The organism is Gordonia sp. UBA7860 (assembly GCF_002500165.1).
Classification (GTDB): Bacteria; Actinomycetota; Actinomycetes; order Mycobacteriales; family Mycobacteriaceae; genus Gordonia; species Gordonia sputi.
In genome coordinates this window covers 1-320 of the sequence record NZ_DLSO01000096.1, presented here as the reverse complement: position 1 = coordinate 320, position 320 = coordinate 1, and the positions used below count along the sequence as shown (strand labels likewise).

At 67.2% G+C, this 320-nt stretch carries 1 pseudogene; it reads left to right on the top strand.

The features are described from left to right. Nucleotides 1–320, top strand: a pseudogene (locus B3T59_RS12410) (glutamate--cysteine ligase); the annotation flags it as partial.

Genomic DNA, 320 nt, shown 5'->3' with positions numbered 1-320 from the left:
CCGACGCCAGGTCTCGCGCGGCACCGAGGCGATCGCGCGCATGCTCGCCGAGGGAGTGTTCACCGATCACGGCGCACCCCCCGAGCCTCTGCTGGGCATGGAGGTCGAGCTCAATCTCGTCGACGCCGAGATGAATCCGGCGATGGCCAACGCCGCGGTCCTCGACGCGATCGCCGACCCCGACTACCAAACCGAACTCGGCCAGTTCAACATCGAGATCAACGTCTCGCCCCGCCCCTTCACCACCGACGACACCATCTCGCTAGAGCAGGCTCTGCGTACCTCGCTCAATCGCGCCGAGAAGCGGGCAGCAGCGACCG